This window comes from Streptomyces sp. NPDC051243 (genome assembly GCF_044455405.1).
GTDB lineage: Bacteria > Actinomycetota > Actinomycetes > Streptomycetales > Streptomycetaceae > Streptomyces.
Map to the genome: position 1 here is coordinate 476,291 of NZ_JBITES010000006.1, position 26,586 is coordinate 502,876.

Annotated in this window: 25 protein-coding genes; 11 read left to right on the forward strand and 14 right to left on the reverse strand. The window is 70.8% G+C overall.

Translation table 11 applies throughout. The annotated features are described in order from the left end of the window. Positions 1-4 precede the first annotated feature (4 nt). A complete protein-coding gene (locus ACIBAG_RS18425) occupies positions 5-1,543 on the reverse strand; it encodes a sodium:solute symporter (protein WP_399106219.1) in 1,539 nt (512 codons plus the stop codon). A 168-nt stretch (positions 1,544-1,711) separates the two neighbouring features. On the opposite strand from ACIBAG_RS18425, the gene ACIBAG_RS18430 reads away from it, so the two are divergent. Next, entirely contained in the window at positions 1,712-1,972 is a 261-nt protein-coding gene (locus ACIBAG_RS18430) for a DUF3311 domain-containing protein (protein ID WP_399106221.1), read from the forward strand. Positions 1,973-2,032: 60 nt separating this feature from the next. Further along, positions 2,033-4,186: a carbon starvation CstA family protein gene (locus ACIBAG_RS18435; RefSeq protein ID WP_399106223.1), complete on the forward strand. Its 2,154-nt coding sequence runs from the start codon at positions 2,033-2,035 to the stop codon at positions 4,184-4,186. Positions 4,187-4,465: 279 nt separating this feature from the next. On the opposite strand, the gene ACIBAG_RS18440 is transcribed toward ACIBAG_RS18435, so the two are convergent. The 3 genes from ACIBAG_RS18440 to ACIBAG_RS18450 all read right to left on the reverse strand — a co-directional run bounded on the left by ACIBAG_RS18440 (position 4,466) and on the right by ACIBAG_RS18450 (position 6,642). Then, positions 4,466-5,260, reverse strand: coding sequence for an SURF1 family protein (locus ACIBAG_RS18440; protein WP_399106225.1), 795 nt, complete (start codon positions 5,258-5,260; stop codon positions 4,466-4,468). Positions 5,261-5,309: 49 nt separating this feature from the next. After that, a complete protein-coding gene (locus ACIBAG_RS18445; protein WP_078662307.1) occupies positions 5,310-5,543 on the reverse strand; it encodes a hypothetical protein in 234 nt (77 codons plus the stop codon). Positions 5,544-5,622: 79 nt separating this feature from the next. Continuing rightward, positions 5,623-6,642 carry a DEDDh family exonuclease gene (locus ACIBAG_RS18450; RefSeq protein WP_399106228.1) on the reverse strand — a complete coding sequence of 340 codons (1,020 nt, stop codon included), beginning with the start codon at positions 6,640-6,642 and terminating at the stop codon, positions 5,623-5,625. Positions 6,643-6,838: 196 nt separating this feature from the next. Between ACIBAG_RS18450 and ACIBAG_RS18455 the strand changes: the two genes are divergently transcribed. Both ACIBAG_RS18455 and ACIBAG_RS18460 read left to right on the forward strand, forming a co-directional pair. After that, positions 6,839-7,549 (forward strand): VIT family protein, encoded by a 711-nt coding sequence (locus ACIBAG_RS18455; RefSeq protein WP_399106230.1) that lies wholly within the window; start codon positions 6,839-6,841, stop codon positions 7,547-7,549. A gap of 169 nt (positions 7,550-7,718) precedes the next feature. After that, positions 7,719-8,762: a zinc-dependent alcohol dehydrogenase family protein gene (locus ACIBAG_RS18460; protein WP_399106232.1), complete on the forward strand. Its 1,044-nt coding sequence runs from the start codon at positions 7,719-7,721 to the stop codon at positions 8,760-8,762. A gap of 346 nt (positions 8,763-9,108) precedes the next feature. On the opposite strand, the gene ACIBAG_RS18465 is transcribed toward ACIBAG_RS18460, so the two are convergent. From ACIBAG_RS18465 to ACIBAG_RS18480, 4 genes are all read right to left on the reverse strand, one after another. Continuing rightward, positions 9,109-10,137 carry a CopD family protein gene (locus ACIBAG_RS18465; RefSeq protein ID WP_399106346.1) on the reverse strand — a complete coding sequence of 343 codons (1,029 nt, stop codon included), beginning with the start codon at positions 10,135-10,137 and terminating at the stop codon, positions 9,109-9,111. Positions 10,138-10,509: 372 nt separating this feature from the next. Further along, positions 10,510-11,937, reverse strand: a complete 1,428-nt coding sequence (locus ACIBAG_RS18470) for a CoA transferase (RefSeq protein ID WP_399106234.1) — start codon at positions 11,935-11,937, stop codon at positions 10,510-10,512. 70 nt (positions 11,938-12,007) lie between these two features. Next, positions 12,008-12,586 carry a GNAT family N-acetyltransferase gene (locus ACIBAG_RS18475; RefSeq protein ID WP_399106236.1) on the reverse strand — a complete coding sequence of 193 codons (579 nt, stop codon included), beginning with the start codon at positions 12,584-12,586 and terminating at the stop codon, positions 12,008-12,010. 195 nt (positions 12,587-12,781) lie between these two features. Further along, positions 12,782-14,320: a S8 family peptidase gene (locus ACIBAG_RS18480; protein WP_399106239.1), complete on the reverse strand. Its 1,539-nt coding sequence runs from the start codon at positions 14,318-14,320 to the stop codon at positions 12,782-12,784. Positions 14,321-14,710: 390 nt separating this feature from the next. Here ACIBAG_RS18480 and ACIBAG_RS18485 point away from each other — a divergent pair, with 390 nt between their 5' ends. From ACIBAG_RS18485 to moaA, 3 genes are all read left to right on the forward strand, one after another. Further along, a complete protein-coding gene (locus tag ACIBAG_RS18485; RefSeq protein ID WP_399106241.1) occupies positions 14,711-15,067 on the forward strand; it encodes a DUF485 domain-containing protein in 357 nt (118 codons plus the stop codon). Beyond that, a complete protein-coding gene (locus ACIBAG_RS18490) occupies positions 15,064-16,683 on the forward strand; it encodes a cation acetate symporter (RefSeq protein WP_399106243.1) in 1,620 nt (539 codons plus the stop codon). Before ACIBAG_RS18485 ends, ACIBAG_RS18490 begins: the two co-directional genes overlap by 4 nt. Positions 16,684-16,831: 148 nt before the next feature. Beyond that, positions 16,832-17,821, forward strand: a complete 990-nt coding sequence (gene moaA, locus ACIBAG_RS18495; protein WP_399106348.1) for a GTP 3',8-cyclase MoaA — start codon at positions 16,832-16,834, stop codon at positions 17,819-17,821. Positions 17,822-17,935: 114 nt separating this feature from the next. On the opposite strand, the gene ACIBAG_RS18500 is transcribed toward moaA, so the two are convergent. Next, complete coding sequence (locus ACIBAG_RS18500) at positions 17,936-18,151, reverse strand: hypothetical protein (RefSeq protein WP_399106245.1); 216 nt, start codon at positions 18,149-18,151, stop codon at positions 17,936-17,938. Positions 18,152-18,375: 224 nt separating this feature from the next. Further along, positions 18,376-18,774, reverse strand: coding sequence for a DUF3099 domain-containing protein (locus tag ACIBAG_RS18505; RefSeq protein ID WP_399106247.1), 399 nt, complete (start codon positions 18,772-18,774; stop codon positions 18,376-18,378). 245 nt (positions 18,775-19,019) lie between these two features. Between ACIBAG_RS18505 and ACIBAG_RS18510 the strand changes: the two genes are divergently transcribed. Further along, complete coding sequence (locus ACIBAG_RS18510) at positions 19,020-19,298, forward strand: GlsB/YeaQ/YmgE family stress response membrane protein (protein WP_399106249.1); 279 nt, start codon at positions 19,020-19,022, stop codon at positions 19,296-19,298. A 75-nt stretch (positions 19,299-19,373) separates the two neighbouring features. Here the strand turns inward: ACIBAG_RS18510 and tyrS are convergent, their stop codons facing one another. From tyrS to ACIBAG_RS18525, 3 genes are all read right to left on the reverse strand, one after another. Next, positions 19,374-20,642 carry a tyrosine--tRNA ligase gene (gene tyrS, locus ACIBAG_RS18515; protein WP_399106251.1) on the reverse strand — a complete coding sequence of 423 codons (1,269 nt, stop codon included), beginning with the start codon at positions 20,640-20,642 and terminating at the stop codon, positions 19,374-19,376. 66 nt (positions 20,643-20,708) lie between these two features. Beyond that, positions 20,709-22,103 (reverse strand): metallopeptidase TldD-related protein, encoded by a 1,395-nt coding sequence (locus ACIBAG_RS18520; protein ID WP_399106253.1) that lies wholly within the window; start codon positions 22,101-22,103, stop codon positions 20,709-20,711. Then, on the reverse strand, positions 22,100-23,623 hold the full coding sequence (locus ACIBAG_RS18525; RefSeq protein WP_399106255.1) for a TldD/PmbA family protein: 1,524 nt from the start codon (positions 23,621-23,623) through the stop codon (positions 22,100-22,102). The genes ACIBAG_RS18520 and ACIBAG_RS18525 overlap by 4 nt, the downstream gene beginning before the upstream one ends. Before the next feature lie 240 nt (positions 23,624-23,863). Here ACIBAG_RS18525 and fabG point away from each other — a divergent pair, with 240 nt between their 5' ends. From fabG to ACIBAG_RS18540, 3 genes are all read left to right on the forward strand, one after another. Then, complete coding sequence (gene fabG, locus ACIBAG_RS18530; protein WP_031477243.1) at positions 23,864-24,568, forward strand: 3-oxoacyl-[acyl-carrier-protein] reductase; 705 nt, start codon at positions 23,864-23,866, stop codon at positions 24,566-24,568. Positions 24,569-24,573: 5 nt separating this feature from the next. Then, on the forward strand, positions 24,574-25,350 hold the full coding sequence (gene fabI, locus ACIBAG_RS18535; RefSeq protein WP_399106258.1) for an enoyl-ACP reductase FabI: 777 nt from the start codon (positions 24,574-24,576) through the stop codon (positions 25,348-25,350). 162 nt (positions 25,351-25,512) lie between these two features. Continuing rightward, a complete protein-coding gene (locus ACIBAG_RS18540; protein ID WP_399106260.1) occupies positions 25,513-25,863 on the forward strand; it encodes a hypothetical protein in 351 nt (116 codons plus the stop codon). Here the strand turns inward: ACIBAG_RS18540 and ACIBAG_RS18545 are convergent. Beyond that, positions 25,841-26,533: a FadR/GntR family transcriptional regulator gene (locus tag ACIBAG_RS18545; RefSeq protein ID WP_399106262.1), complete on the reverse strand. Its 693-nt coding sequence runs from the start codon at positions 26,531-26,533 to the stop codon at positions 25,841-25,843. The two genes, ACIBAG_RS18540 and ACIBAG_RS18545, sit on opposite strands and share 23 nt — an antisense overlap. Positions 26,534-26,586: the final 53 nt, after the last annotated feature.

Genomic DNA, 26,586 nt, shown 5'->3' on the forward strand with positions numbered 1-26,586 from the left:
TGTCTCACAGGTTGTTCGCTCCCGTCTCGGGGCGCCGCCTGACGCTCAGGCGTGACGGCAGGTCGGTCAGATCGGCGCCGCGCGGGACGCCCAGACGTTCGAGCACCGCGGTCCCGGCCACGGCGACGGTCAGATTGAGGAGCAGGGCGGCGATCCCGGCGTAGATCTCCGGGCCGGAGCCGATGGGCACGATCGACGAGAACCCCTCCCGTACGACCATGAAGGTCCCCGCCGCCATGCCCACGCCCCACCCGGCGAGCAGCGCCCGCGGATGCAGCCGCCCGGTGAACAGGCCCACCGCGACGGCCGGGAAGATCTGCAGGATCCAGACCCCGCCGAGGAGCTGGAGGTTGATGGCGTCCTGGTCGCGCAGCCCGAACACGAACGCCACCGCGCCCACCTTCGCGGTCAGCGACACCGTCTTGGCGATGCGCACCTGCCGTTTGGGTGTGGCCGTCGGGTGGACGTACTCGACGTACACATTGCGGACGAAGCTGGTGGCGGCCGCGATCGACATCACCGCCGCCGGGACCAGCGCCCCCACGGTGATCGCCCCGAACACCAGCCCGGCCAGCGGGCCCGGCATCAGCCGGTCGACCAGCATCGGTACGGCAGCCTCGGCGCCCCCGTCCGGTGCGCGTACGCCGGTCGCGAGGGCCGCGATGCCGAGGAAGCCGAACAGGGCGAGCAGCCCGGTCCAGGCGGGCAGCGCCACGGACACCTTGCGCAGGGTCTGCGTCCCGTCGGCGGCGAAACCCGCGGTGAGCACGTGCGGGTACATCAGCAGCGCGAGCGCGGAGCCGAGCGCGAGGGTGGCGTAGGCGGGCTGCTGCTCGGGGGTGAGGAGCAGTGCCGGTCCGCCGAGGCGCTCGGCCGCACCGTCGAAGACGGCACCCGGGCCGCCGAGCCGGTCGAGGACCAGCCAGGTCACCGCGGTCAGCGAGACGAAGACGGCGACGGCCTTGAGCGCGGAGATGACGGTGGGCGCGCGCAACCCGTGCCGGTAGGTGGCGACGGCCAGCCCCGCGAACAGCGCCACCATCACCAGATCACCGGCCGCGCCTCGCGGATACACGCCCCCGGCCGCCAGCACCGCCCGTATGCCGAGCAGTTGCAGCGCGAGGTACGGCATCGTCGCGAGGATCCCGGTCAGCGCGACCACCAGGGCCAGCGGTGCCGAACCGTACCGGCCGCGCACGAAGTCGGCCGCAGTGACATAGCCGTGCCGGCGGGCCACGGCCCACAGCCGGGTCAGCAGCACGAAGGCGAGCGGGCAGACGATCACCGTGTACGGCACCGCGAAGAAGGCGGGCGCGCCGTTGCCGTAGGCCAGGCCCGGTATCGCGGCGAAGGTGTACGCGGTGAAGATCGTGCCGCCCAGCAGCAGCCAGGTCCACACCGGGCCGAGACTGCGGTCGGCCAGCGCCCAGCCCTCCAGCGACGGCAGCCGGTCGCTCGGGCTGAGGCGCCGGGCGGTGACGGCGAGCAGCGACGCCCCGCCGATCACGGCGAGGAACGTCGCGGTCATGGCGCCGTCGGCCATGGGTCACCGTCCTTGGTGTGCCTGTGCCCTCGCGCCTAAGTTGCGCGAGCGGCAGGAGCGGATGACACGGAACCGGCGGGAAATTTCCCGGAAACTCGCTGTCAACCGGTCTGGGGGAGTGCGCAACTCTTGCACAAACCCACAGTGAGCGGGAGAGGAGCGCAGGTCATGGCACGGACCGGTCATCACCGGCTACGGCGCGTCGCGATCGCCGTACTGCTTCTCGCGCCGGCCGCAGGCCTGCTGTGGGTCCCCTGGTACGCCGGTGCCGAGCCGCGGCTGGCCGGGACGCCGTTCTTCTACTGGTACCAGCTCGCCTGGGTGCCGGGGTGCGGCCTCTGCCTGCTCGTGGCGTACGCGCTGACGGACCGACATCGAGATCGACATCGACATCACGATCCACATCAGGATCGACATCGCGATCGCTGAGCCGCACTTCCCCGTCTGTCGCACACCCGCTTAGCCCACCTGTTCAGGTCAGGAGCCGCCATGCCCGCATCAGCCATGCCCGAATCCGGTCGCTCGGCGCCGGAAAAATCACGAATGTCGCCGAGGTCGGTGGCGATCTGGAGCGCTGTAGCCCTCGTCGGCGCCCTCGGCTGGGCCGTGCTCGCCCTGTCCCGGGGCGAGGAGATCTCGGCCGTGTGGCTGGTCGTGGCGGCCCTCGGCTCGTATGCGATCGCCTACCGCTTCTACTCGCGCTTCATCGCCCGCCGGGTACTCCAGGTCGACGACAGCCGCGCCACCCCCGCCGAACGCCTCGAGGACGGCGTCGACTACCACCCCACCAACAAGCGGGTGCTGTTCGGCCACCACTTCGCGGCGATCGCGGGCGCCGGTCCGCTGGTGGGCCCGGTCCTGGCGGCCCAGATGGGCTATCTGCCGGGCACGATCTGGATCATCGCGGGCGTGATCTTCGCCGGGGCGGTGCAGGACATGATCGTCCTGTTCCTCTCCATGCGCCGGGACGGCAAGAGTCTGGGGCAGATGGCCCGGGACGAGATCGGCAAGGTCGGCGGGGCCGCCGCGCTGATCGGCGTCTTCGCCATCATGATCATCCTGCTCGCGGTCCTCGCGATGGTCGTCGTCAACGCGCTGGCGGAGTCCGCGTGGGGCACCTTCTCGGTCTCCATGACCATCCCCATCGCCCTCTTCATGGGCTTCTACCTGCGCTGTCTGCGCCCCGGCCGGGTCGTGGAGACCAGCCTCATCGGCGTGGCCCTGCTGCTCCTCGCCATCCTCGGCGGCGGCTGGATCCAGGACTCCTCGCTCGCCGAGTACTTCGTCTGGAGCCCGGAGACCCTGGTCTTCTGCCTGGTCGGCTACGGCTTCGTCGCCTCCGTGCTGCCGGTGTGGATGCTGCTGGCACCCCGTGACTACCTCTCCACCTTCATGAAGGTCGGCACGATCGCCCTGATGGCCGTGGGCGTGGTGATCGCGGCCCCGAACCTGAAGGCAGAGTCGGTGACCGACTTCGCCTCCACCGGCGCCGGACCGGTGTTCGCCGGCTCCCTCTTCCCCTTCCTCTTCATCACCATCGCCTGCGGCGCCCTGTCCGGCTTCCACGCCCTGGTCTCCTCCGGTACGACCCCGAAGCTGATCCAGAAGGAGTCCCAGGTCCGGCTGATCGGCTACGGCTCCATGCTCACGGAGTCCTTCGTAGCCGTGATGGCCCTGATCGCCGCCTGCGTGCTCGAACCGGGCCTGTTCTACGCCATGAACTCGCCGGCCGCGCTGCTCGGCCCGACCGTGGACACCGCCTCCGAAGCGGTGCGGAACCTCGGCTTCACCATCACCCCGGACCAGCTCACGGCAGCCGCCAAGGCGGTCGAGGAGGAGACGCTGGTGGGCCGCTCCGGCGGTGCGCCCACCCTCGCGGTCGGCATGTCGGAGATCTTCGCCGGGGTGATCGGCGGTGCCGGGATGAAGGCCTTCTGGTACCACTTCGCGATCATGTTCGAGGCGCTGTTCATCCTCACCACGGTGGATGCCGGCACCCGCGTCGGCCGCTTCATGCTCCAGGACATGCTCGGCAACGTCTGGAAGCCGATCGGTCGCGTCACCTGGAAGCCCGGCATCTGGATCACCAGCGCCCTGGTCGTCGGCGCCTGGGGCTACTTCCTCCACGCCGGTGTCACCGACCCCCTCGGCGGCATCAAGCAGCTCTTCCCGCTGTTCGGCATCGCCAACCAGCTGCTCGCCGCGGTCGCCCTGGCCGTCACCACCACCGTGCTGATCAAGTCCGGCAGGCTGCGCTGGGCCTGGGTCACCGGCATCCCGCTGGCCTGGGACGTGGCCGTCACCTTCACCGCGGGCTGGCAGAAGATCTTCTCGGACAACCCGGCGATCGGCTTCTTCGCCCTGCGGGACAAGTACGCGCAGGCCATCGAGGAGGGGCAGCTCCTGCCGGGCGCCACGAACATGGACGACATGCACACGATCGTGCTCAACAACACGGTCGACGGCGTGCTCATGGCGATCTTCCTGCTGCTGGTCCTCACGGTCCTGGTCAACTGCGCGGTGGTGTGCGTGCGCGCGGTCCGTTCCGGCGGCCCGCTGCCGACGACCGAGGCGCCGTACGTCGAGTCCCGTATCGACGTGCCGGAGCGGGAGGGTGAGCCGCTGGTGGAGGTTCGGTCGTGAGGGTGGTGAGGTGGGTGCGCTGGTATGTGCGGGAGCTGATGGCCGTATCGAGCCTGCGGCACCAAGAGGGCCGGCCGGAGGGCCGCTGCTGCTGATGCCGGAGGGCGGCTGCGGGGGGTTCGTGGTCGCTCGGACAGTTCCCCGCGCCCCTGAGGTACGTCCACTGCACGTACGCAAGGGGCGCGGGGCTGTGTCGATATTGCGGCTCCGCCGCGTGGACGCGACCAGCCACGGACGACCCGCAGCCGCTCAGAGACAGAAGCTCCCGGGACGAGACCGCTAGACAGCAGCCGCCGCCGACTCCGACTCCTCCGGCACAGCGGCGGCAGCCCTCCGCTCCCTTGCCTCGCGACGAGCCAGAATCACCCACCCGATGGGAACGCCGGCCGCGAACAGCCACCACTGGACGGCGTACGCGTAGTTCAGCGGAGCGTTCTCGTCACCGGGCTTCCCGATCAGCTCCGGTGTGTCGCCCTTCGGCTCGGGCGCCGTCTGCACGACGTAGCCGCCCAGCACCCGGGCGTCCAGGCGCCGCGCCTCCTGCTCGCTGTTGATCAGCATGACCTGCCGGTCGGGCAGGCCCTCGAGGTTCTTGATGCCGCTCGCCTCGGTCGTCTCGTCGGGCATCAGCCGCCCGGTGACGGTGATCTGCCCGCTCGGCGGTGCGGGGATCTTCGGGAAGGCCGTCTGGCTCGGCCCGTCGGCGGGGATCCAGCCACGGTTGACCAGCAGCACCTTGCCGTCCGTGAGGACGAAGGGGGTCAGGACGTGGAAGCCGACTTCCTCGTCGGCGTTGACGCGCCGCCGGACGACGATTTCCCGGTCGGTGTCGAACCGCCCCTCGGCGGTCACGGTGCGGTACCGCTGCTTCGAGGTGACGGTGTGCCCCGGGGACGTCAGCTCCTCCACGGGCACCGGCTTCGCGCCCAGCGCGTCGGCGACCAGCTGGTTGCGGGCGCTGCGCTCCTCGTAGCGGTGCAGCTGCCAGAAGCCCAGCCTGATCATCGTGGGGATGAGGAGGAGGGCGACCAGCGTGAGGATCACCCACTGCCGGGACAACAGGAAGCGGTACACCCCACGACCGTACAACTCGGTCGTGGGGTGCTTTCAGGCGGGTACCGGGTCACACCTTGTCGACGATCCCCACCTTTCCCTCCTGGCGGGCGCAGTGGGCGCCGCAGTACCAGTGGCCCTCGACCTCGACGCCCTGCCCGATGATCTGCACCCGGCAGTGCTCGCAGATGGGAGCCATGCGGTGGATCGCACAGGAGAAACAGTCGAAGACGTGCACCGCGCCCTGCGCGTGCACCTCGAAGGTCATGCCGTAGTCGTTTCCGCATACTTCACATGTCGCCATGCGCCACAGGGTGAGCCGTCACCGCGGCCCGGGCGAGACGGCTCCGGGCGAGTCGCGCGGCAATCACCCGTCCGTACGGTCACTGCTCCGAGGCGGGTTCCACATCCCGGAGGAGCTGCCCGAAGGCCGCCTCGTCCACCACCGGCGTCCCGTACTGCCGGGCCTTGACCACCTTCGAGGTGCCCGCGTCAGGGTCGTTCGTGACGAGCAGGCTGGTCAGCCGGGAGAGGCTCGTCGACACATGCAGCCCGGCCTCGATCGCGCGGTCCTCCAGCAGGTCCCGCTCGACCGACGTGTCCCCGGAGAAGGCGACCCGCATGCCCTGCTTGAGCCTTTTGCCCTCTTCGTAGCGGCCCGGGTTGGGATAGGGGCAGGCGGGCCTCTTGCGGGACGGCCGCCAACTGGTCGGCCGATAGCCGCTGTAGCCGCCGGAGCCGCTGTAGCCGCCGTACCCGCCCGGCTGCTGCCCGATCCGGGGCGTGGCGGTGTCCCGCCACTCGGTCAGCGGACGGCACTCCTGCAGCGGCAGCCGCACACTGCCCGCCGCCGCGGCCCGCAGGCTCGGCCGGAACGCCTCCGCCAGCACGCGCGCGTCGTCCAGCGCGTGGTGCGCGCGCTGCTGTACGACGCCGAAGTGCGCGGCCAGAGACTCCAGCTTGTGGTTGGGCAGCGGCAGGCCCAGCTCCTTGGACAGCGCGATGGTGCACAGCCGCTGCCGTACCGGCGCCTGCCGCTCCGCGCGCGCGTACTCCCGCGCGATCATCTGCCAGTCGAAGACCGCGTTGTGCGCGACGAGCACCCGGCCGTCGAGGCGGGCCGAGAACTCCTCGGCGATGTCAGTGAAGAGCGGCGCCGACTCGAGCACCTCGCTCGTCAGACCGTGGATCCAGACCGGGCCCGGATCGCGCTCCGGGTTGACCAGCGTGTACCAGTGGTCCTCGACCTCACCGCGCGCGTCCAGCCGGTAGACGGCCGCGGAGATTATCCGGTCCTCCCGGGCCAGGCCCGTGGTCTCCACGTCAACGACCGCGTATCCCTGCGGATACGCGGCCGGCCACACTGTGGGGGAGGACGCTGCGGTCGTACGGTCTTCGAGCATGGTCACTGAGGATACGGGCCGCCACTGACAGCCCTGACCGTCAGGTGCCTTGCCGCGCCCGCCTGTTCGAGCGGGGCGAACGCACACGCGTCAACCGGTCGGCGTGTACGGCGTGTTGCCGCGTCCCGGTGACCACGGTTCCCGGACGTGAGCGTCGGTACGTCCCGGATGTCCCCTGCGGTGCGATCCTCCGCATGTGACCGGACCAACGCATGACGAGGCCCGCGGCGGCGCGCTGGGCGAGCGGCTGAACTGGCTGCGGGCGGCCGTCCTCGGGGCGAACGACGGCATCGTGTCGACCGCGGGACTCGTCGTCGGCGTGGCCGGCGCGACGGACGACCGCTCGGCGCTGCTCACGGCCGGGCTGGCCGGGCTGCTCGCCGGGTCGATGTCGATGGCGGCGGGGGAGTACGTCTCGGTGTCCACGCAGCGCGACTCGGAGAAGGCCGCGCTGGCCGTGGAGAAGCGGGAGTTGCTGGAGCGGCCCGAGGCGGAGCTGGAGGAACTGGTTGTCCTGCTGGAGCGGCGGGGGCTCTCCCGGGAGGTGGCCCGGGAGGCGGCCGTCCAGTTGACGGAACGGGACGCGCTCAAGGCACACGCGCGCGTGGAGCTCGGTATCGACCCGGACCAGCTGACCAACCCGTGGCACGCGGCGTGGGCGAGCTTCCTGGCGTTCACGGCCGGGGCGCTGCTGCCGCTGCTCGCGATGGTGCTGCCGCCTTCCGCCTGGCGGCTGGCGGTCACCGTCGTCTCCGTGCTGGCCGCCCTCGCCCTGACCGGCTGGAGCAGCGCCCGCCTGGGTGCCGCCGCCCCCACCCGCGCGGTGCTGCGCAATGTGGCGGGCGGTGCGTTGGCCATGGGGGTCACCTACGCGGCCGGGTCGCTGCTGGACGTGGCCGGGGTGTAGCTGCGGCCACCGCCGGTGGGTGCCTATTTGCCGCGCGGTTCCCCCGGGCCACCGGCATACTCGGAGCCCTCGAAGCGCGCCGGGCGCCGACGGCGACGTACGGTGGGACGCGCGCTCGACCACCCCATTCGAGTGCGACGTACGACAAGAGACGAGAAGGATCCTCGCCATGCGCGCCACCACCATCCACGCCCCCTTCGACATGCGCGTGGAGGACGTGCCCGACCCGGTGGTGCGGCAGCCCACCGACGCCGTGATCCGGGTGTTGCGCGCCTGTATCTGCGGCAGCGACCTGTGGGCGTACCGGGGCGAGGCGGTCCGGCAGCCGGGTCAGCGGATCGGTCACGAGTTCCTCGGTGTCGTCGAGGAGACCGGCTCCGAGGTGACGGGCGTCAAGCGGGGTGACCTCGTCGTCGTGCCGTTCATGTGGTCCGACGGCGTCTGCGACTACTGCCGGGAGGGTCTGACCACCTCCTGCGAGCACGGCGGCTTCTGGGGCTCCGAGGGCTCCGACGGCGGCCAAGGCGAGGCCGTGCGTGTCCCCTTCGCCGACGCCACCCTCGTCCAGCTCCCCAAGGACGCGGCCGGCGACGACCGGCTGCTGTCCAGCCTGCTGACCCTGTCCGACGTCATGGGCACCGGCCACCACGCCGCCCTCGGCGCGGGAGCCCGCCCGGGCGCCACGGTCGCCGTCGTCGGGGACGGTGCCGTCGGCCTGTGCGCGGTGCTCGCCGCCAAGCGCCTGGGCGCGGAGCGGATCATCGCGCTGGGACGCCACCAGGTCCGTACGGACATCGCGCGCCGCTTCGGCGCCACCGACGTCGTCGCCGAGCGCGGGGACGCGGCCGTCGAGGCCGTACGCGAACTCACGCGCGGACAGGGCGCGCACGCCGTCGTCGAGGCCGTCGGTACCGAGCAGTCGATGCGTACGGCGCTCGGGATCGCCCGCGACGGCGGCACCGTCGGCTGGGTCGGTGTACCGCACGGCAGCGGCACGGGTGTCGACCTCCGCGTCATGTTCGACCGCAACATCGCGCTGCGCGGAGGTGTCGCGCCGGTCCGCACGTACATCCCGGAGCTGCTGCCCGACGTCCTGGACGGCACGATCGACCCGTCGCCGGTCTTCGACCTGACCGTCGGCCTGGAGGACGTCCCCGCCGGCTACAAGGCGATGGACGAGCGCACGGCGCTCAAGGTCCTGGTCACCAACTGAGGCCGGGGGGTGGCCGGTTGCGGGTCTGTGTGGACTGAGCTGGGGAGAGGTTGGCTGAGTTCCTGTGCTGACTGAGGCTGGGGAAAAGGGTCGGCTGAGATTCTGTGCTGATCTGAGGCCGGGGGGTGGCCGGTTGCGGGTCTGTGTGGACTGAGCTGGGGAGAGGTTGGCTGAGTTCCTGTGCTGACTGAGGCTGGGGAAAAGGGTCGGCTGAGTTCCTGTGCCGACTGAGGCCGGGAACGAGGTCGGCTGCGGGCCTCGGTCAGCCGGGGCCTGGGGAGAAGCCGGCCGAGGGGCTCAGGCACCGGGGCCGGGGAGCAGCCGGCTGCGGGCCGCCCGGCGGGGTTCACCAGCGGATCGGTACCGGCAGGGCCGTGAGCAGGCCCGACAGCGCGACCACCACTCCCAGGGCGACGACCTCCGCGCGCGCGGGAGAGCAGGCGGTCAGCGGGTCGGTCGTGCGGCGCAGCCGGGTCCGGGCCCACAGGGCCAGCGCGGCCACGGCCACCACCAGCAGCACCTTGGCCAGCAGGGCGCGCCCGTACGCCGTGTCCGTCAACTGCCCGAGGACCGTGTCCGACGGCATCCTGCGCAACGAACTCCACACCCCGGTCGCCGTGATGGCGGCGAGCAGCACGGCCGCCACGCGCGCGTAGAGGCCGAGCAGGGCCGCACCCGCGGGCGCGGCACCCCATCCACGCAGGGTTCGCAGCGCGTACAGAAGTCCGCCGACCCAGAGCGACGCGCAGGTGAGGTGCACGAGCGTCAGGCCGGAGCCGAGCAGCGGGCTGTACTCGGTCGTGGGGTGCGCGCGCAGGGCCTCGGCGACCACGACCGCGGCCAACGGCCAGACCTGGGTGGTCGGCCGGCGCGAGAAGGCGCACAGTCCGGCCATGGCGAAGGCGTTGACCTCCAGCAGCGCCAGCTTGCCGTCGCGCGACGCGTACAGGCCGCCGATGTCGAGGTCGGCGGGGCTGTCCGGGACGAGGTTGCCCGTGGACACGACCGAGGCGAGACCGAGGGCGGCGACGAAACCGGCGGCGGCCGCGTACGGCGCCCAACTGCGGGGCAGCGCCGGGGGAGCGCCGGGCAGGGACCTGGCCAGCCGGCTCACGAACAGCTCGCCCAGCGGGACGCACAGCGCCGCGAACAGCACCGTGCGCAGCAGCGCGATCCCACCGGTGCCGGGCGCGGCGGCCTCCCCGGTGCCGTGCAGCGCGGCCGACGGCCCGAGCAGCGGGATCAGCGCCGCCAGCCCGACCAGAACGAGAACGGCGACGGCGGGGCCGACGCCGGGACGCGGTCTCGGCGCACTCCCGTCCGACGCGGTGGCGGAGGGTTCGGTCAATGTCACCTCGTGATCTTCACAAAACATCACAGAGTCGGGCAAGTGCTGGAAAACAAGTGGTGGTGCGGCATTCCGCCCAGAGGTACGGCTGGGGCAGCCTCCTTGCTCAGGCCGATGCTCGGGCCGAGCGTGCGGAACGCCGGCATCCGCGGCTCGGGGCAAGGCGAGGGGACGGGGACTCGGCCGTTCGGGCGGATGGGAGGAGACAATGCCTGGGCCACCCGCCCGAGGAGGTGAGACAGGCCTCAGTCGCTCAGGCCCGACGGAGGTGAGACAGGCCTCAGTCGCTCAGGCCCGACGGAGGGGAGTCAGGCCTCAGTCGCTCAGGCCCGACGGAAGGAGAGGTGCCTGGCCGCCCGGCCGCCCGTCCGCCGGGCTCCGACGCGAAGCCCCCGATCCTCACCCGTCCCACCTCGCCGAATCCGCGCCCCAAACCCCCGATGGCCGCGCCCAGTCGACGGGACCGCCCGTGAACGACACCGGAGACAGGGCGTACCGCAGCCGCCCGACCGCGCTGTCCCGTTCGGTGAGCCAGGCGTCGGGTGACTCGTACGCCAGGTCAACCTCCGGGCCCCGCCGGATGTCGTTCGTCAGCCACTGCGCCGTGCGCGCCAGAGCCAGCCGCAGGCACTGGCCGTACCCTTGCTCCCGCCGCTCGGTCAGCGCCCGCAGCACGGCCGCCGCCAGCAGATACCCCGTCCCGTGGTCGAGGGCCTGCGCGGGCAGCGCGCCGGGGCGTCCGGCCGGTCCGTCGGCCCGGGCTCCCTCGGTCGCGGCGATCCCGGTGGCGACCTGTACGAGGCTGTCGAACCCGCGCCGCTCGCGCCACGGCCCGTACGCCCCCCAGGCCGACAACTGCGCCACGACCAGACCGGGCCGCCGCTCGGCCAGTTCCCGCGCCGAGAGCCCGAGCCTGTCGAGGGCGCCCGGCCGGTACCCGGTGACGACGACGTCCGCCGACGCGAGCAGTTCCTCGAAGGCGCGCCGGTCGGCCGCCAGGTCCAGGGTCGCCGAGCGCTTCCCGAAGCCCGTGTCGGCGTGCTGGTCGGGCAGTTCGGGCAGCTGCGGTGCGTCCAGACGCAGTACGTCCGCGCCGAGCAGCGCGAGCGTGCGGGTGGCGACGGGGCCCGCGATGACCCGGGTAAGGTCAAGCACGCGGACTCCGGCGGCGGGCAGCAGGGGAGTGCCGTCGAGAGGCGGGAGCACGCGCGCGTGTGCCGAGTCGAGCCGTTCGCGCTCGACCAGCGGCCGCAGGGCCACCGCGGCCGCCTGCTCGTGCGCCGCCCACTCCTCGGGCGTACGCAGCGCCACGGCCAGCCCGCCGGCCGCGTACACGGACTCCTCGACCTCGTGCGCGGACCACTCGGCGAGCACCGCGGCCACCTCCTCCGGATCCTCCCGCGCCACACCCAGCGCGGCCAGCAGCCGGGCCCGGTGGTGCGGATAGTTCGCGTGCGTCCGCACCCAGCCGTCCGCCGTCCGCCAGAACCGCGACAGCGGCGCGAAGTTGACCGGCACCCGCCCGTCGACCAGCAGATGCCGTTCACTCACGAACGCCGTGGCGACCGCCCCGTCGTCCAGCCGCACCTTCGGCACCTCGGCGAGCCCGGCCCGCCGCGCCCCCAGCTCGGCCGCGGCCAGCGCGCACGCCCCCACGCACGCCCGTGCCAACTCCCTTACGGGCAGGCGTGCTTCGAGAGCGCCACGCCGGGGAACGAGGGACACGTGTTCGAGGAGCGTTGGATCACCGCCCAGGACGGACCAGGCGTGTTCCAGGTCTGCCGTAGGGGCAATGACCGCGTCTGTCATGTGACCGCTGTCTGTCATGACGCCACTATGCGCCAGAGATGACCACCTGTGCGCCGTACAAGATCAGTTATGCGCCGGGCCGGATCAACTATGGGCAGGACAGGACCAGCTCCGCCTTGTGGACGGCCGGTTCCCTCGGCCCGGTCCGACGATTGCCGGTGTGTGCCGCCCGCGCCGGCGAGTCGGTGAGGGTGAACGACAGCGAGGACAGGAAGCGGCGTCCCCGCTCCCACCCGGCCGGGACCGTGGCCGTCACCCGACGGATTCCCGAACCGGCGGCACGCTCCAGGAGCCCGGCGGCCAGGCCGGCGCCGAGAGACGTGCCCCACAGTGACGGATGCACCAGGAACAGGCCGACGGAGCAGGCGTCCGGCGCCGGGAACCGCAGTACGAGGTCGACGAGACCGGCGACGGAAGGGCCACCGCCGCCCGGGTCCTCTCCGGTCGCGACCAGGATCCGCTTGTCCTGCCGGTCGGCACCGGGCGGCAGGCCGTAGTACAGGCTCTGTACGTCGGCGGGACCGGGCGGGAGTCCCGTGGCCGCCTCGAAGTACTCCGTACTGGCCTCGAACAGCGCCTGGATGCCCCGCTCGTCGTCGGGGCCGGCCTCCCGGACCGCATAGCGTCGTCCGGTCGCCGCCGCGACCACTGTGAACGTCTCACTCATCTCCGGCCTTCTCCGGTGTCGTCGTCAGACCCCTCAGCACGGGAACGCACGCGAGGGTAAGCCCCCGCCATCACCCATGGGCGTCGGGCCCGGCCCGTTCCGGAGGCGGAGGCCGAACCCGTGCCGCCCCAGCCGCGCCGGGCCGGGCGGCACAGTGCCACCCGGCCCGCCACGGGAAGGTTCAGGACTCGCGCGTCATTCGACCGCCTCCAGCGCGTCGACGATGCCGAACCCGTAGAAGCCGTTGAACAGTTCGCCGCCCTCGCACACCGCGTCCTGCTTGCCGTCGCCGTCCTGGTCGTACGACTCGGGGCAGCCGGGGTTGTCCGCCTGGGCCTTCAGCAGCCCCTGGAGCTGGGCCGGGGTCGCCTTCGGGTACCGCGACTTCAGCAGCGCGGCCACGCCCGCCGCGTGCGGGGAGGCCATCGACGTGCCCTGCAGGAAGCCGTACTGGCCGTCCGGGAGGGTGGACAGGATGCGGCCGTTCTTCGACGGGGTGTCGGGGATCTGGTAGCGGCGGTCACCGCCCGGGGCCGCGATGTCGATGACGCCGTAACCGTAGGTGGAGTAGTAGGACTTGAGGTTCTGCACGCCTGTCGCGGCGACCGTCACGACGCCCGGCAGCTGCGTCGGCACGTCGAAGCACCTGTGCGGGTCGACCGTGCGCGAGACCGGGGTCGAGTCGTCGGGGCTGCTGGCGTCGACGATCGCGTCGGAGGCCAGGTCGTGGTTGGAGTTGCCGGCCGAGGCGAGGTTGAGGGTGCCCTGGTTCCGGGCGTACCGCTGGGCCCGGTCGACCGCCTCGACGATCGCCCGCTGGTCCGGGTCGTCCAGGCAGTTGTAGAGCCAGGGGTCGACGTAGTAGCTGTTGTTCGTGATCTCGACGCCGTGGTCGGCGGCGAACACGAAGGCGCACACCACGCTTTCCGGGTAGTAGAGACCGTTGACCGGGTCGCTCACCTTGATGGCGGACACCTTGACGCCGGGAGCGACGCCCGCGATGCCGATCCCGTTGCGGGGCGCCGCGATCTCGCCGGCCACGTGCGTGCCGTGGGCGTCGGCGGTGGTGTACGGCCGCCAGGCGCCCGGGCTGGTGTCCGCCTTGCCGCCGGCGCAGTTCGCCGACTGGGCGGCGGAGAAGTTGGGCGCGAGGTCCGGGTGGGTGTCGTCGACGCCGTTGTCGATGACGGCGACGGTCACCCGGGGGCTGCCCGGCTCGATGTCCGCGGCCCGGTCGGCGCCGATCGCGCGCAGGTTCCACTGGTCGGCCTCGAGGGGCTCACCGGCACCCGCATCCACGGACGCCCTCGCCGTCTTCGTGGCCTGCCGTTCCGTGAGGAGCTGGACGGGGCCCTCGTCCGTCGCCCCGGCGGCGCTCAGGGGCGCCGTACGCGTCGCGCCCGCCGAGCGCACGCCGTGCACCGCTCGCATCGCCCTGGCGAAGTCGGGGTTCGCCGAGTGGACGACGATCACGCCGATCTCCTCGTACGCGATCACGACGGTGCCGCCGGTCGCGGCTATCGCCTTCTTCACGGACTCGATCGTGCGGCGGTCCGTCCGGGTGTTGACGACATACGCCAGGGTGGGCGCGCCCGCGGCATCCGCGGCCCGCACTCCGGGCTCCGCGGGCGGTGCGGCGGAGGCCGCCGTCGGCAGGAAGCCGAGCGAGGCGGTCAGCGACAGGGCGAGCGATGCGGCGAGGCCGAGTCGGCGTCTGGACCGCAGATGAGTCATGGGTTCTCCACATCATCCGGAACGGCAACAGCCCGGAGCACGGATGCGCGCCCGGGCAGGTACATGACGAGTGGTGCAGGAGCGAAGCTAACCCCGAACCTCCTGGCCAGCAATCGCTGGCCCGGGTGACTTCGGAAAGACGCAATCGGAGTTGAACCGGTCCTCGCGTGGCGCCGTGACCTTGGGAAGGGGGCGCGAGCAGGATCGAGCCCTCTGTCGGATCACACGCCGTGGCCCTAACATCGCCACCCGGCTCAGGTGATCCATGTCACCGCTAGGAACAGAGCCGCCATGCCCGTACCCGATTCGTCCCCGACCCCCGATCCGTCCCCAACCCCCCAACCGTCCCCGTCCAACGTCGCAACAGCGCCCGCAACGCGAGGAGACTCCGTGGCTACCGACGCACCGCCCCCCTCGAAAGAGCAAAACAAACTCCCCTCCACCGAGGAGTTCGCCGAGGTGCAGCAGAGTGCGGAGTTCGGTGAACTGCGCCGCTCCTACCGCTCCTTCGCCTTCCCGCTGACCGTCGCCTTCATCGTCTGGTACCTGCTGTACGTCCTGCTCTCCAACTACGCGGGCGACTTCATGGGCACCAAGCTGTTCGGCAACATCAACATCGCGTTCGTCTTCGGTATCGCCCAGTTCGTCACCACGTTCCTCATCGCCTGGTGGTACGCGCGTCACGCCGGCGCCAAGCTCGACCCCAAGGCCGAGGCCATCAAGACCCGTATGGAGGGCGGCGCATGAGCCCCATGATGACCCTTGCGGCCAACGAGGCCAGCGAGCACCGGCCGCTGATCATCTCCCTGTTCGCGGCCTTCGTGATCGCGACCCTCTTCATCACCGTCTGGGCGGGCCGGCAGACCAAGGACGCCGCCGACTTCTACGCGGGCGGCCGGTCCTTCAGCGCCTTCCAGAACGGCCTCGCCGTCTCCGGCGACTACATGTCCGCCGCGTCCTTCCTCGGCATCGCGGGCGCCATCGCCCTCTTCGGCTACGACGGCTTCCTGTACTCCATCGGATTCCTGGTCGCCTGGCTGGTCGCCCTGCTCCTGGTGGCCGAGCCGCTGCGGAACTCCGGCCGCTACACGATGGGCGACGTGCTCGCGTACCGCATGCGCCAGCGCCCGGTCCGCACCGCGGCCGGCACCTCCACGATCGTCGTGTCGATCTTCTACCTGCTCGCCCAGATGGCGGGCGCCGGTGTCCTGGTCTCGCTGCTGCTCGGCATCACCTCCGACGCGGGCAAGATCCTCATCGTCGCCCTGGTCGGCGTCCTGATGATCGTGTACGTCTCCATCGGCGGCATGAAGGGCACCACCTGGGTCCAGATGGTCAAGGCCGTGCTGCTCATCGGCGGCACCATCCTGATCACCTTCCTGGTGCTGCTGAAGTTCAACTTCAACATCTCCGACCTGCTCGGCAAGGCCGCCGAGAACAGCGGGAAGGGCGCCGCCTTCCTGGAGCCCGGCCTGCAGTACGGCGCCACCGGCACCTCCAAGCTGGACTTCATCTCCCTCGGCATCGCCCTGGTCCTCGGCACCGCCGGTCTGCCGCACATCCTGATCCGCTTCTACACGGTGCCCAACGCCAAGGCCGCCCGTAAGTCCGTGAACTGGGCGATCGGCATCATCGGCGGCTTCTACCTGATGACCATCGCCCTCGGCTTCGGCGCCGCCGCGCTGATCTCCCAGGAAGAGATCATCGCGTCCAACCCGTCCGGCAACACGGCGGCACCACTGCTCGCGCTGCACCTCGGCGGCGTCGACTCGGCATGGGGCGCGATCCTGCTCGCGACCATCTCGGCCGTGGCCTTCGCGACCATCCTCGCGGTCGTCGCCGGCCTCACCCTGGCCTCGTCGTCCTCCTTCGCGCACGACATCTACGCCAACGTCATCCGCAAGGGGAAGGCCACGGAGAAGGAGGAGGTCAGGGCGGCCCGTCTGGCCACCATCGGCATCGGCGCCGTCTCCATCCTCCTCGGCGCCCTCGCCCGCGACCTCAACGTCGCCGGCCTGGTCGCCCTGGCCTTCGCCGTCGCGGCCTCCGCCAACCTGCCGACGATCCTCTACAGCCTGTTCTGGAAGAGGTTCACCACCCAGGGCGCCCTGTGGTCGATCTACGGCGGTCTGATCGTCGCCGTCGGCCTGGTGCTGTTCTCGCCGGTCGTCTCCGGCGACCCGAAGGCGATGTTCCCGGACGTCGACTTCGCCTGGTTCCCGCTGAAGAACCCGGGCATCATCTCCATCCCGTTCGGCTTCTTCATGGGCTGGCTCGGCACGGTCCTGTCCAAGGAAGAGCCCGACGCCGGCAAGTACGCGGAGCTGGAGGTCCGGTCCCTGACCGGCACCGGCGCCCACTGAGCACTGCCCCTGAGCGGCCGCGTCGTAGGTCTCTACGACGCGGCCGCGTCTTACGTCGTGGGATCGGGCCTGTGTCACTGTCAGTGCGGTCACGTAGGCTCGCAGGTGACGGAAGTTGAATCTGGTCGTGACCAGGGAGGGGGCCCACGTGCTCATCGACACCTACGGCCGAGTGGCCACCGACCTGAGAGTCTCGCTGACCGACCGCTGCAACCTGCGGTGCACCTACTGCATGCCCGAGGAGGGCCTGCAGTGGCTGGCCAAGCCCGACCTGCTCACGGACGACGAGATCGTCCGCCTGATCGACATCGCCGTCACCTCCCTCGGCATCGAGGAGGTCCGCTTCACCGGCGGCGAGCCCCTGCTGCGCCCCGGGCTGGTCGGCATAGTCGAGCGCGTCGCCGCCCTCGACCCCCGCCCCCAGATGTCCCTGACGACGAACGGCATCGGCCTCAAGCGCACCGCCACCGCCCTGAAGGCGGCGGGCCTGGACCGGGTCAACGTCTCCCTCGACACCCTCCGCCCGGACGTCTTCAAGACCCTCACCCGCCGCGACCGCCACAAGGACGTCATCGAGGGCCTGTACGCCGCCCGCGAGGCGGGCCTGACCCCGGTCAAGGTCAACTCGGTCCTGATGCCGGGCCTCAACGACGACGAGGCCCCCGACCTGCTCGCCTGGGCCGTGGAGCACGACTACGAACTGCGCTTCATCGAGCAGATGCCGCTGGACGCCCAGCACGGCTGGAAGCGCGACGGCATGATCACCGCCGGTGACATCCTGACGTCCCTGCGCACCCGCTTCGAGCTCACCGAGGAGGGCGCGGACAAGCGCGGCTCGGCCCCGGCGGAGCGCTGGGTGGTGGACGGCGGCCCCCACGTGGTCGGCGTCATCGCCTCGGTCACCCGCCCGTTCTGCGCGGCCTGCGACCGCACCCGCCTGACGGCCGACGGTCAGGTCCGCACCTGTCTCTTCGCCAGGGAGGAGACGGACCTGCGCGCGGCGTTGCGCTCCGGCGACCCGGACGAGGAGATCGCCCGCATCTGGCGCCTGGCGATGTGGGGCAAGAAGGCGGGGGCGGGTCTGGACGACCCGACGTTCGTACAGCCCGACCGTCCCATGTCAGCGATCGGCGGCTGAGGTACCCAGGGGCGCGGGGCTGCATTGATTTTGCGGCTCCGCCGCGTGGGCGCGAGCAACCACAACGAAGCCGCGCACACCACACGACCTACACCACCCCGACCGATGGCGCCCTCAAACCTCCCGCGCGTCCCACTCCTCCAGCAGGACCACGTCCTTCAAAAACCCCCGCACCCCAAGAAACTGCGAAAGATGCTCGCGATGCTCCTCGCACGCGAGCCACGTCTTCCGCCGCTCCGGCGTATGAATCTTCGGGTTGTTCCACGCCAGCACCCACAAGGCGTCGGCGCGGCAGCCCTTGGCGGAGCAGATCGGCGTCTCGTCACTCACAGCTTCGTCTCACAAGTTCGCGCACAAAAAGGCGACGCCGAGCAGCCACGGGGGGAGCTGCCCGGCGTCGGTCCGTCGCTCCGACGGGGGATGCGGAGCGTCCACGAAGTATGTCACGGGTAACCCGTCCCCCGGCACCGGAACAACACTATTGATCTGAGCTTTTCCTGAGCTTGGCGCGGAGTCGACTCCCGGAGACTTCCGGAGGACCCCGCTCCGCAGGATCACATCCCGTCGCCCGCTCTGCTTTGTGCGCTCGGCGCGGCGTCGTCCGCGACATCTTCCGGGACGGATTCCGCGGAGCCGTCATTCGTCCTGGGCGGGGTGATCATGGGCCGGGTCGGCGGCGCCACGAACGTCGACGGCAGGGACGGCGCGTTCTCCCGCCCCGCGTTGGCGATCACCACCGCGATGTACGGCAGGACCAGCCCGAGCACCAACGCCACGATCGCGACGTGCCGTTCGACGTTCCACAGCGACGCGGCGAGGATCACCGACACCGTACGGACCGACATCGAGATGACGTACCGGCGCTGCCGGGCGCGCACATCGTCCTGGAGACCTGCCCGTGCCCTGGTGATCCGGAACACCTGGGCGTTACCACCGCCATGCAGCTTCCGCATCAGATTCCACCATCCGCCCGCATCGGACTCTCCCCCTGCCCGTACCCGTCCGCCCCCGGTCGGGGACCCGGGCCAGGACACCTCCCACGTTACGCCCCGTCTCCGCCGCCTACGAGACCGGGGCCCCTGCCACCTGGGGGAACACCGCCAGCCGTAACACGTACGGCGGTACCCGGCATGCGGCGTACCTCAGCCGGACCAAGACTGGGCGGGAGGCTCACCCCGAGTCGTAGGAGGAGGCAGCCATGGGCTGGTTGTGGGCGATCATCGTGGGATTCGTCCTGGGGCTGATCGCGAAGGCGCTCATTCCGGGCAAGCAGCACAGCCCGCTCTGGCTGACCACGATCTTCGGCATGCTGGGCGCGGTCGTCGGCAACGCCGTCGCCCGTGGGTTCGGCGTCGAGTCAACCCGCGGCATCGACTGGAGCCGGCACATCTTCCAGATCGTCGCCGCGGTGATCATCGTGTACGCCGGGGACATGCTGTACATGGCGACGCTGGGCAAACGGAAGCAGCGGACCTGAGGCCGGACACACCGAGGGGACGGCCGCCCTTCCGGGAAGCCGCCCCCTCGTCGCGCCTACGTCCCTGCGGATCCGTCAGGGACCGGTGACCTCGACGGCCGCAAGGTTCTTCTTCCCGCGCCGCAGCACCAGCCACCGCCCGTGCAGCAGCTCCTCCTTCGCGGGCACCGCGTCATCGGAGGCGACCTTGACGTTGTTCACGTAGGCCCCGCCCTCCTTCACGGTCCGCCGCGCGGCGGACTTGCTGGCCACGAGGCCGACCTCCGCGAAGAGGTCGACGACCGGACCGAGCTGCTCGACCTGGATGTGCGGCACCTCGGACAGGGCCGCCGCCAGCGTCCGGTCGTCCAGCTCGGTCAGCTCGCCCTGGCCGAAGAGGGCCTTGGACGCGGCGATCACGGCGGCCGTCTGGTCGGCGCCGTGCACCAGCGTCGTCAGCTCCTCGGCGAGTGCGCGCTGCGCGGCCCGGGCCTGGGGGCGCTCCTCGGTCTGCTTCTCCAACTCCTCCAGTTCCGCACGGGACTTGAAGGAGAGGATGCGCATGTAGGTGGAGATGTCCCGGTCGTCCGCGTTGAGCCAGAACTGGTAGAACGCGTACGGCGTCGTCATCTCCGGGTCGAGCCAGACGGCACCGCCCTCGGTCTTGCCGAACTTGGTGCCGTCCGCCTTGGTCATCAGCGGCGTCGCGAGCGCGTGCACGCCCGCGTGCGGCTCCAGCTTGTGGATCAGGTCCAGACCCGCCGTGAGGTTGCCCCACTGGTCGCTGCCGCCCTGCTGGAGCGTGCAGCCGTACCGCCGGTACAGCTCCAGGAAGTCCATGCCCTGCAGCAGCTGGTAGCTGAACTCCGTGTAGCTGATGCCCTCTTCGGACTGCAGCCGGCGGGCGACCGAGTCCTTGGTCAGCATCTTGTTGACGCGGAAGTGCTTGCCGATGTCCCGCAGGAACTCGATGGCCGACATGCCGGCCGTCCAGTCCAGGTTGTTCACCATCACGGCGGCGTTCTCGCCCTCGAAGGACAGGAACGGCTCGATCTGCCCGCGCAGCCGCGTCACCCAGGCCGCGACCGTCTCCGGGTCGTTCAACGTGCGCTCGGCCGTCGGGCGCGGGTCGCCGATCTGGCCCGTCGCGCCGCCGACCAGCGCCAGCGGGCGCAATCCCGCCTGCTGCAGGCGGCGCATGGTGAGGACCTGGACCAGGTGGCCGACGTGCAGGCTGGCCGCGGTCGGGTCGAAACCGCAATAGAACGTGACGGGACCGTCCGCGAGCGCCTTGCGCAATGCGTCCTCGTCAGTGGACAGGGCGATCACGCCACGCCACTTCAGCTCGTCGACGATGTCCGTCACGGTTCTCGTGTCTCCTCGGTGATCTTCGGCCGGTCGGATGACAGCCGATTGCGAACGCCTACGAGGTTATACGCCCTGACTGACAGAGCTCATGTTGAAATCGGGGACGCGCAGCGCCGGCATCGCCGCCCTGGTGAACCAGTCGCTCCACTCCCTGGGCAGCGTCTTCTCCGTACGCCCCGCCTCCGTCGCCCGCCCCAGCAGATCCACCGGCGACTCGTTGAACCGGAAGTTGTTGACCTCGCCGGTCACCTCGCCGTTCTCGACGAGGTAGACCCCGTCCCGGGTGAGCCCGGTGAGCAGCAGCGTCGCCGGGTCGACCTCGCGGATGTACCACAGGCAGGTCAGCAGCAGCCCGCGCTCGGTGTCCGCGACCATCTCCTCCAGCGAGCGGTCCTCGCCGCCCGTCAGGATCAGGTTCTCGATTCCCGGCGCCACCGGCAGCCCCGTCAGCCCCGCGCTGTGCCGGCTGGTCATGAGGTGCTTCAGCTCGCCCTCGCGCATCCACTCGGTGGCCGTGAGCGGCAGCCCGTTGTCGAACACCGACTGGTCGCCGCCGGAGGAGTGCGCGATCACGAACGGCGCCGACTCCAGGCCCGGCTCGTTCGGGTCGCTGCGCAGCGTCAGCGGCAGCTCGGTCAGCCTCTCGCCGACGCGCGTCTTGCCGCCGGGCTTGGAGAACACCGTCCGGCCCTCGACCGCGTCCCGCCCCGAAGCCGACCACATCTGGTAGATCAGCAGGTCGGCGACGGCGGTCGGCGGCAGCAGCGTCTCGTACCGGCCGGCGGGCAGCTCCAGGCGCCGCTCGGCCCACCCCAGACGTACGGCCAGCTCGGCGTCGAGCGCCGTCGGGTCCACGTCCTTGAAGTCCCGCGTGGAGCGCCCCGCCCAGGCCGAGCGGGTACGGTCCGGCGACTTGGCGTTCAGCTCCAGCGTCCCGTTGGGCTGGTCGTGCCGCAGCCGCAGCCCGGTGGACGTGCCCACGTACGTCGACACCAGCTCGTGGTTGGCGAAGCCGTACAGCTCCCGCCCGCCCGCACGCGCGCGTGCGAACGCCTCACCGAGCGCCGGGGCGAAGTCGGCGAACACGGTGGACGACGTCTCGGCCGGGGCGTCCGTGAAGTCCGGTGACGCCGGTACGTCCGCCACCAGCGGCTGCGCGTCCTCGGCGGGCCCGGCGCCGCGCGCGGCGGCCTCGGCGGCCCGCACCAGCGGTTCCAGCTCGTCGGCGGTCACCGCGGACCGGGAGACGACCCCGGAGGCCGTGCCCTCCTTGCCGTCGACGGTCGCGACCACGGTGAGCGTCCGCCCGCGCGTGACGCCGTTCGTGGTCAGCGCGTTGCCCGCCCAGCGCAGATTCGCGGTCGACTGCTCGTCGGCGATGACGACACACCCGTCGGCCCGCGACAGCTCCAGAGCCTGCTCGACGATCTCGTGCGGCTTGTTCGTACGAGGGCTCATCGACCGGCCTCCTGCGTGGTGTTGAGGATGTTGACGCCCTTGAAAAGGGCCGAAGGGCAGCCGTGCGAGACCGCCGCGACCTGGCCCGGCTGGGCCTTGCCGCAGTTGAAGGCACCGCCCAGGACGTACGTCTGCGGACCGCCCACCGCCGCCATCGAGCCCCAGAAGTCCGTGGTCGTCGCCTGGTAGGCGACGTCCCGCAGCTGCCCGGTGATCCGGCCGTTCTCGATCTTGAAGAACCGCTGGCCGGTAAACTGAAAATTGTACCTTTGCATATCAATTGACCAGGAGCGGTCGCCGACGACGTAGATCCCGCGGTCCACGCTCCCGATCAGATCCTCCGTCGACATCCCGGCCGGATCCGGCTGCAGCGACACATTGGCCATGCGCTGCACCGGCACATGCCCGGGGGAGTCGGCGAACGCGCAGCCGTTGGAGCGCTCGAACCCGGTCAGCTTCGCGATCCGCCGGTCCAGCTGGTAGCCGACGAGGGTGCCGTTCCTGACCAGGTCCCAGGACTGCCCCTCGACGCCCTCGTCGTCGTATCCGATGGTCGCGAGGCCGTGCTCGGCGGTGCGGTCACCGGTGACGTTCATCAGGTCCGAGCCGTACCTGAGCTTGCCGATCTGGTCGAAGGTGGCGAAGGAGGTGCCGGCGTAGGCCGCCTCGTAGCCGAGGGCGCGGTCCAGTTCGGTGGCGTGGCCGATGGACTCGTGGATGGTCAGCCACAGGTTGGAGGGGTCGACGACGAGGTCGTACGGTCCTGCCTCGACGCTCGGCGCCCGCATCTTCTCGGCGAGCAGCTCGGGGATGCGCGCCAGCTCGTCGTCCCAGTCCCAGCCGGTGCCGGTCAGGTACTCCCAGCCGCGCCCGACGGGCGGTGCGATGGTGCGCATGGAGTCGAACTCGCCGCTGGACTCGTCGACCGACACGGCGGTGAGCTGCGGGTGCAGCCGTACGCGCTGCTGGGTCGTTACGGTCCCGGCGGTGTCGGCGTAGAACTTGTTCTCATGGACGGTGAGCAGCGAGGCGTCGACGTGGTTGACCCCGTCCGCCGCCAGCAGCCGCGCGCTCCAGTCCGCCAGCAGCCCCGACTTCTCCTCGTCGGGCACGGTGAACGGATCGATCTCGTACGACGAGATCCACGTCTTCTCGGCGTGCACGGGCTCGTCGGCGAGCTCCACCCGCTCGTCCGACCCGGCGGCCTTGATCACTTGCGCGGACAGCTTCGCCATCGCCACCGCCTGCGAGGCGACCTTGGCGGCGGCGTCGAGGGTCAGGTCGACCCCGGAGGCGAATCCCCAGGTCCCGCCGTGCACGACCCGCACCGCGTACCCGAGGTCGGTGGTGTCCGACGACCCGGCGAGCCTGGCGTCCCGCAGGCGCCAGGACGCGCTGCGCACCCGCTCGAACCGGAAGTCGGCGTGCTCGGCACCCAGCGCACGCGCGCGTGCCAGCGCCGCGTCGGCCAGGGCGCGTAGCGGAAGCGCCGTGAAGGCTTCATCGATCGTATGGGGCACGGAGGTCTCCCTGCTGTCGTGGCCAGTCGGCACCGATCATGTCGCGCCGGCGTGGCCGTGGACCACACGTTTCCGGCTGGAGTCCGCATCTTTCTGTAGGGACCCGACAGTGACACCGGTAAGCCACTGTCGGTGCCCGAATGTCCGAGGCCGGTACGGGACCGATAGGTTTTCGGAGAAGCCGCCTGTCATCCAGCTGTTCGGGCGGGTGTGTCAGACCCCTATCGAAAGGGTGATCCGTTGAGCCGCTCGGTTCTCGTCACCGGAGGCAACCGGGGCATCGGCCTCGCCATCGCCCGCGCTTTCGCCGACGCCGGCGACAAGGTCGCGATCACATACCGCTCGGGTGAGCCGCCGGCCGGCTTCCTGGCCGTCAAGTGCGACATCACCGACACCGAGCAGGTGGAGCAGGCCTACAAGGAGATCGAGGCCGAGCACGGGCCCGTAGAGGTTCTGATCGCCAACGCCGGCATCACCAAGGACCAGCTCCTGATGCGCATGTCCGAGGAGGACTTCACCTCGGTCATCGACACCAACCTCACCGGCACCTTCCGCGTGGTCAAGCGCGCCAACCGCGGCATGCTGCGCGCCAAGAAGGGCCGCGTCGTGCTGATCTCGTCGGTGGTCGGGCTGTACGGCGGTCCCGGCCAGGCGAACTACGCCGCCTCCAAGGCCGCCCTGGTCGGCTTCGCGCGCTCCCTCGCCCGTGAGCTGGGCTCGCGCAACATCACCTTCAACGTCGTCGCGCCGGGCTTCGTCGACACCGACATGACCAAGGTGCTCACCGACGAGCAGCGCGCGAACATCGTGCAGCAGGTCCCGCTCGGCCGGTACGCGCAGCCGGAGGAGATCGCCGCGACGGTGCGGTTCCTCGCCTCGGACGACGCCTCGTACATCACTGGAGCCGTCATCCCCGTTGACGGCGGACTGGGAATGGGTCACTGATCACCATGGCTGGAATCCTCGAGGGCAAGAAGATCCTCATCACCGGTGTGCTGATGGAGTCCTCCATCGCCTTCCACGCCGCCAAGCTGGCCCAGGAGCAGGGCGCGGAGATCATCCTCACCGCCTGGCCGCGTCCGACGCTCACCGAGCGCATCGCCAAGAAGCTCCCCCAGCCGGAGAAGGTCAAGGTCCTGGAGCTCGACGTCTCCAACGACGAGCACCTCGCCCGCCTGGAGAGCCAGGTGCGCGAGCACCTGGGCGACAAGCTCGACGGCGTCGTCCACTCCATCGGCTTCGCGCCCCAGGACGCGCTCGGCGGCAATTTCCTGAACACGCCGTTCGAGTCCGTGGCCACCGCCATGCACGTCTCCGCCTTCTCCCTGAAGTCGCTGACCATGGCGCTGCTGCCGCTGATGACCGAGGGCGGCGCCGTCGTCGGCCTCACCTTCGACGCGCAGTTCGCCTGGCCGCAGTACGACTGGATGGGCCCCACCAAGGCCGCCCTGGAGGCCACGAACCGCTACATGGCGCGTGACCTGGGCAAGCACGACATCCGCTGCAACCTGGTCTCGGCGGGCCCGCTCGGCTCCATGGCCGCGAAGTCCATCCCCGGCTTCGCCGAGCTCGCGTCCGTGTGGGACAGCCGCTCCCCGCTGGAGTGGAAGCTGGAGGACCCGGAGCCGGCGGGCAAGGCCATCGTCGCCCTGCTGTCGGACTGGTTCCCGAAGACCACCGGCGAGATCGTCCACGTGGACGGCGGCCTGCACGCCATCGGCGCCTGATCCTCCGGTACGTCCTCGACGCCCCGTTTCCCGCCGCGTGCGGGGAGCGGGGCGTCACTCGTTCGGGCTATCCGGCCGGGCGGGGGAGACCTGCGACCACGCACTCTGGAGTACGCGTTCACCACGCGTGCCCCTCCCCCGTACGGCCGAGGAGGTCCCCTTGTGCGCTTGTCCCGCCGCCTGGCCTCGACGACCGTCACCGTCGCTTGCGTACTGCCCCTGCCGTATGCGGCGATGGCCCACGCGCGCGTGCCCGCCGCCGAAGCGGAGCCCCAGCATCCGTTCGGTGCCGAGTGCCGGGTACGCATCACCGGGTCCCAGGTGACCGTGTACTGCCACAACCCGTATCCGGAGACCGACCGGGTGAGCCTGCACGTCGAGTGCGCCCGCTGGTGGGACCTCGACAGCGACGGCTCCTCGGTGGACGCCGAACCGGCGCAGACCGTGCGGATGACCGCGCGGTGCTGGAAAGAGGTCGGCTCGGTGTGGGTCAGTCACCGGCGGGAGAGCTGAAGCGCCCCGGACGGCACAGGAACGGGTAGCTCGCGGCCTCGGCCGCTGCCGCCGTCGCGTCGCCCGCGCGGATCGCGTCGACCAGCCGCGCGTGGTCCATGTGCGTCTCGGGCCGCAGCTCCTCGCCCACGTCCTCGCGCAGCCAGTCCCGCAGCACCTCGCCGAGGTCCGCGTACATCGCGGTCATCACGTCGTTGTGGGAGGCCGCCACCACGGCCAGGTGGAAGGTCGCGTCGGCCGCCACGAACGCCTCCGCGTCACCGGACGCCCAGGCCTCCTCGCGGCGTACCAGCAGCGCGTCCAGCTGCTTGAGGTCCTTCTCCGTGCGCCGCTCGGCGGCCAGCTTCGCGGCGGCCGACTCCAGCGTGGAGCGCAGCTCGGCGATGTGCCGGGGGTCGGCGTCGGCGAACCGGCGGTGCATCACACCGGCCAGCTCGCTGGTCGCCACCACATACGTGCCGGAGCCCTGCCGGATGTCCAGCAGTCCGTTGTGCGCGAGCGCGCGGACGGCCTCACGGACCGTGTTGCGGGCCACGCCGAGCTGCTCGACCAGCTCGGGCTCCGTCGGGATGCGGGAGCCGACCGGCCATTCGCCCGAGGCGATCTGGTTCCGCAACGCCGCGATGACCTGCTCGGACAGCGCCGAGCGGCGGGGGTGGCTCAGGGGCATGGCACACCTTCGCACGGGAGGGCCGCGACCGGGCGGCCCGGGGGTGGACAACC